At 67.1% G+C, this 5,063-nt stretch carries 5 protein-coding genes and 1 pseudogene; 2 read left to right on the forward strand and 4 right to left on the reverse strand.

Annotated elements, in window-relative coordinates; genetic code table 11:
* Positions 1–210: 210 nt before the first annotated feature.
* Together ACI2LP_RS33760 and ACI2LP_RS33765 are read right to left on the reverse strand one after the other, a co-directional pair.
* Positions 211–1,194 (reverse strand): phosphotransferase family protein, encoded by a 984-nt coding sequence (locus ACI2LP_RS33760; RefSeq protein ID WP_404728355.1) that lies wholly within the window; start codon positions 1,192–1,194, stop codon positions 211–213.
* A 43-nt stretch (positions 1,195–1,237) separates the two neighbouring features.
* Positions 1,238–1,816 carry a TetR/AcrR family transcriptional regulator gene (locus tag ACI2LP_RS33765; RefSeq protein WP_404728356.1) on the reverse strand — a complete coding sequence of 193 codons (579 nt, stop codon included), beginning with the start codon at positions 1,814–1,816 and terminating at the stop codon, positions 1,238–1,240.
* A 91-nt stretch (positions 1,817–1,907) separates the two neighbouring features.
* Here ACI2LP_RS33765 and ACI2LP_RS33770 point away from each other — a divergent pair, with 91 nt between their 5' ends.
* Both ACI2LP_RS33770 and ACI2LP_RS33775 read left to right on the forward strand, forming a co-directional pair.
* A complete protein-coding gene (locus ACI2LP_RS33770) occupies positions 1,908–3,128 on the forward strand; it encodes an alpha/beta hydrolase family protein (RefSeq protein ID WP_404728357.1) in 1,221 nt (406 codons plus the stop codon).
* Between the two features lie 85 nt (positions 3,129–3,213).
* Positions 3,214–3,606, forward strand: coding sequence for a nuclear transport factor 2 family protein (locus ACI2LP_RS33775; protein ID WP_404728358.1), 393 nt, complete (start codon positions 3,214–3,216; stop codon positions 3,604–3,606).
* Positions 3,607–3,785: 179 nt separating this feature from the next.
* Here the strand turns inward: ACI2LP_RS33775 and ACI2LP_RS33780 are convergent.
* Positions 3,786–4,220 (reverse strand): annotated as a pseudogene (locus tag ACI2LP_RS33780) (DDE-type integrase/transposase/recombinase); the annotation flags it as partial.
* Positions 4,221–4,379: 159 nt separating this feature from the next.
* Positions 4,380–4,547 carry a hypothetical protein gene (locus ACI2LP_RS33785; protein ID WP_404728359.1) on the reverse strand — a complete coding sequence of 56 codons (168 nt, stop codon included), beginning with the start codon at positions 4,545–4,547 and terminating at the stop codon, positions 4,380–4,382.
* Between the last annotated feature and the right edge of the window lie 516 nt (positions 4,548–5,063).

Genomic DNA, 5,063 nt, shown 5'->3' on the forward strand with positions numbered 1-5,063 from the left:
CATCGAACAGCCACTCTGCGCTGCCGCCGTCTTCCACGCCTGCGGGCAGGGCCTCGACAGTTCCGGCCCTCCATTCGGAGTCTGCCTGTCCACGCAAGAAGCACACGGTCACCCGCGGTATGCCGTCGTGTCCGCTGAACGCCGGCTCCGGCGCCTGACGCGAACACCGGCAGCACAGACCGCCGCCGGACGACGCTGACCACCGAGTCCTCAGCCGTACTCGCTGAAGAGTGCCTGGAGGTACTCCTCCAAGCGCTGGGTGAGAACGACCGACGTCAGATCCCTCCTCCCGAGTTCCCGCCAGGGCTCGGCGACTTTCTCCGCGTCCGGCGCAAAGGCCAGCGCATCCAGCACACGCCAGTACAGGTGATCAGCCGGGTCGCCGCTGAGCGCTCCGCCGGCTGCGATGTAGTGATCCGCTAGCCGCATGCCGACGCGCACTCCGTGCAGCAGAGCAAGCGCAGTGGAGCAGTGGGCCACGTCCAGGTCAGCCGGTCCCCAGGACGTCTCCACCCAGTCCACGACACCCGTGATCGTCAGACCAGGCCCTTCTCCCGCGAAGAGCACGTTCCCGGGGTGGAAGTCACGGTGCAGGAAGCAAGGCCGGTAGGCCGGGGGCGGACGGCGGATAACATCCACGGCACGCTGCCACACTTCCGGCTGTTTCGAGCTCTCGGGAAGCCGCACCCGCTCTGGACTGGTCCACGCCTGATAGGTGCGCGGTCGGGCTCCTTCCGGAACGAGCAACCCGTGAATCGCCACCAGCTGCCGGGCAAGGAGCTCTGTCTTCCGCTCGATGTTCTCCCCGTCCAGCCTGAGGCTCCCTGGCAGCAACGACATCAGCAGCGACGGATGGTCGCAGTGCTCAGCCTCCGCATCAACACCATGAAGACGAGCGGCCGGCACGGTCGTGTCCGCGAGCAGACGGAGGATGTCCGCTTCCCGCGTGAGCAGTCCCAGCGCGTGCTTCACGAAGAACGGTTTGACGAGGGACCGAAGCACGAGGGAGTACGGCTCACCCTCCCCCTCAACATCGAGGCGGCGCATCTGCGATGTCCAGCCGCCTCGCAGCGTTGCCACAGCACAGACACTGTCTCCGGGACGCAGGCTCCGCTCCACCCATACACGGGAGTTGGACCAGCCCAGGTCATCGATATCAGCCTCAGCAACCGCCGCGCTCTCGCCCTCAGCCATGACAACAGCCTAATGATCACGGACGAGCGCCCGAGGCGAACCTTCAAAAACACCCACTGAGCAGTCTGTCCACGAGGAGTTCCGGGTAGCCGGTGGCCGGTGGTTCGATGCCGAAGATCGCTCGTACGTAGAGCGGTGCGATGAGCTGGTCGAGGATCTGTTCGAGGGGCGGGGGGGTCTCGCCGCGGGCCGCGGCCCGCTCACGGATGCGTTCGATGGCGTGGATCCGGCGTTCGAAGTGTTGCGCGCGCTCCCCCTGCGCCTGGGCGCTGCCCGGCATCGACAGGGCGACGGCCCGCACGAGGAGCCGGCCTTCGGGCTTACGGATGCTCGCAACCCCCGCTTCCGCCCATGCGATGAGGTCGCCGCGCAGGGTGCCGGTGTCCGCCAGCGGCCAGTCGCGTTCGAGCCGGGTGACGACCACGTCGGCCAGGAGCGCCTCACGGCTGCCCCAGCGCCGGTAGATGCTGGTGTGGTTCACTCCGGCGCGCTGCGCGATCGCGGGAATGGTCAGGTCCGCGCCCCCGGGGTCGGACAGCAAGTCGATGACCGCCTGATGGACGGCCGAGCGGACCTGCTCGGAGCTCTTACGGATGCGTGGAGTCGGCTGTTTCGAGGTCACCCCCACATCGTAAGCACAAATATTTGCTTCGCGGTGCTCGCAGGGTCTACAGTTCCGCCGTACGCACAAATCTGTGCTTAAGGAGAGTGTGATGAAGCAGCTGCTGTTCCCCAACAACCCCCAGTTCTGGTACGAGACCCTGCGCTCGATGAGCCACATCGCCTACGGCGGCGCCGATTTCGGCGAGGTCGTCTCCACGAGCGAGCGCATCGTCGAGGGTGACTACGACAGCTGGCACGAGGAGTGGCTCGCGACGGCCGACCGGGTGGCCGACGAGGCTCAGAAGGCTCTGGACGCCGGTCACACGGTCAGCGCCCGGGACGGGTTCCTGCGGGCCTCGAACTACTACCGGTCGGCCGAGTTCTTCCTGCACGGTCACCCCTGCGACCCGCGCCACGACCACGCCTACGACCGCAGCGTGGCCTGCTTCCAGGCAGCGGCGGCGCTCTACACCCCGCGCATCGAACCGGTCCGCATCCCGTACGAGGACACCACGCTGCCCGGCTACCTCTACCGGGCCGACACCACCGGCACACCCCGGCCGACCCTGATCCTGCACAGCGGCTTCGACGGCACCGCCGAGGAACTCCACTTCAGCGGCGCGCTGGCGGCCGTGGAGCGCGGCTACACCGTGCTGACCTTCGACGGCCCCGGACAGCCCGGACCGCGCCACCGCGAGGGGCTGGTCTTCCGCCCCGACTGGGAGAACGTCATCACCCCCGTCGTCGACTTCGCCGAAGCCCTCCCCTATGTCGACAACAGCCGTATCGCGCTGCTCGGTTCCAGCATGGGTGGCGTGCTCGCCCCCAGGGCGGCGGCCTTCGAACACCGCCTGGCCGCACTGATAGCTGTCGACGGCGTCTACGACCTCGGCCAGATATCCGTCCGCAACATCCCCGGTGACCGCGACGAGGCCGAACGGCTCCTGCGCGCGGACTCCGCCCCCGAACTCGACGCCCGCTTCGAGCAGATCCTGGCCCAGGACGCCACCGCCCGCTGGGCGATCAACCACGGCATGTACGTCATGGGCGTGGACACCCCCCGGGCCTTCAGCGCCTCCTACCTCGACTACACCCTCCAAGACGGCATCGCCGAACAGATCCAGTGCCCCACCCTCGTCTGCGACGCCGCCGAGGACGAGTTCTTCAAGGGCCAGCCCGAGCAGCTCTACAACCACCTGACCTGCCCCAAGACCCTCATGGTGTTCACCGCCGAGGAAGGCGCCGGCGCCCACTGCCACCCCGGCGCCATGCGCCTGTCCCTGGCCCGGATCTACGACTGGCTCGACGACACCCTCACCACCGCCCCCTGAAGAAGCCGGACATCACCGGCAAACCCCGATCACAGCCCCACCCGACCGGCCCTCCCGGACCGCCTCACACTCCCAGGGAATCCAGATGAACCGCACCGGTATCGAAGCCGCCCTCAACGACCTGCTCTTCAACCACGACATCACCCTGGAGGAAGCCGCCGACCGCCACTTCACCCCCGACTACCGGCAGCGCACGGACGGCGAGTGGGCCGACCGCCCCCAGTTCCTCGACCACATCAACCACCTGCGCGGCATCGTCGCCGGCGGCAAGGTCGAGGTCCACGAAGAGCTGTACGACAACGACAAGTACGCCGACCGGCACACCTGCCACATCACCAAGACCGACGGCACCACCGTCACCATGGAGGTCGACGTCTTCGCCCACCTCGCCCCCGACGGCCGCTTCAACCGCATCGAAGAAACCACCCTCATGCTCAAGGGCTCCGACGCCGACCGCAACATAGGCAGCGCCCGCTGAGAGACCACGCCGCGAAGACGGCACACGCCTCGGCAGCGGATCAGGCGCCCGGCAACCTGCTGACTCCAGGTCTCGGCCTGCATGTGCTCGATCAACGTGAATTCCCGGCCCCGCCAGAACGAGTCGCGGACATAGGGCATCGGCCGCTCGACCCGCGGCTTGTCCTTCGGCTTCGCCGCCCTCGCTGGATCGACCAACGCGCCGTAATGCGTGGCGAGTTCGGCATGCGCCTTGTTGATCTTCGGGTCGTAGAGGTCGGGCTTGTCGACCCCCGTCTTCAGGTTGTCCGGGACCAGCCGGCGCGGGACGCCGCCGAAGTAGCGGAAGGCCGCGACATGCGCTTCGGTCCACGCGTGCTGATCGAGATGAAGCACCGGACGGACGAACATGTGACGCGAGCACGGCAGCACCATCACAAACGCCCAGACACGGTGGCGTTTCCCGGTCCGCGGGTTGGTCCACTGCCCCAGGAAGCCGTAGTCGATCTGGGCCTCGGAATCGGGCTCGATCTCGTCGCGGAACACGGTGACCTGCGGCTTCGCCACCTCGTTGGGAAGTGTCGCGTGCACCCCAGCGACGGAACGAGGAAATCGACACCTGCAGCTTGTGCTCATCACGGAGCCGCTGATGGATCGTCGAGACGGTGACCGTCCCGAGCAAGGTCTTGATGTAGTCGCGGTGCCGGTCGATCTCCGGCCAGGTCACGTGCCTCCGCCGCCTGTCGACCAGCCCCGGGAACCACTCCTTGATCAGCTTCGACCAGTCGACCTCGCTCATGGCCCGCCCGGGCTGATCCCGGACGCCTCCGCCGGCGCCAGATACTTCCTGACCGTCTTGCGGTCCACCCCCAACGACGCGGCCAGCTCGCTCTTCGAGCGACCCGCGTACCAGTGGACAAAGATCTCGGTGATGTCGACCACGACGAACGTTCTCCTCGCCATCCGGGCTGCCCATAGGCAATCCGAACCACGGGACGAGGAACATGAGGAGCTCCGCGACGACCAGGTCCCTCGATCCCGACCTCCGCGCACATGGCCAATTAGGAGAATTCGTGATGGGGAATCAATGACGCTCAAACCGCCCGACATGGGGAAAAACTTGATCGTCGACAGCTGTCAACGTTCACCCATCGACACAACAGAGTTCGAAGGGGGTGCCCGAGGGGCGAGATCCCCCGGGCAACCTGCCGAACCCCCCTTCCCCCTCCGGCGGCGCGAAATGAGGCAGATCCCTGCCCCGGCAGCCACCGGCCGCCTTCCCCGTGGTCTTTCCGAATCGGCCTTGTCTCCGGGACGACACCCCATGCTCGGCAACCGTGCCGTCTCTTTCGGGTACCAGGTCACGTCCACGATCAGCACGGTGTCCTTGGGAACCGCTTCCGCGGATGCAGGGCGAGCGGTGGCCGAGGTGATCGACCCTGGACACTCCACCGAGCGGACGGCGCCCTCGCCGGACAC

The organism is Streptomyces sp. NPDC019890 (assembly GCF_044903445.1).
GTDB lineage: Bacteria > Actinomycetota > Actinomycetes > Streptomycetales > Streptomycetaceae > Streptomyces.

What these genes read in the sequence shown, in the direction of transcription:
- ACI2LP_RS33760 (WP_404728355.1), bottom strand. Translation starts at nt 1,194, where the DNA reads ATGGCTGAGGGCGAGAGCGCGGCGGTTGCTGAGGCTGATATCGATGAC.
- ACI2LP_RS33770 (WP_404728357.1), top strand. Translation starts at nt 1,908, where the DNA reads ATGAAGCAGCTGCTGTTCCCCAACAACCCCCAGTTCTGGTACGAGACC.
- ACI2LP_RS33775 (WP_404728358.1), top strand. Translation starts at nt 3,214, where the DNA reads ATGAACCGCACCGGTATCGAAGCCGCCCTCAACGACCTGCTCTTCAAC.
- ACI2LP_RS33785 (WP_404728359.1), bottom strand. Translation starts at nt 4,547, where the DNA reads ATGGCGAGGAGAACGTTCGTCGTGGTCGACATCACCGAGATCTTTGTC.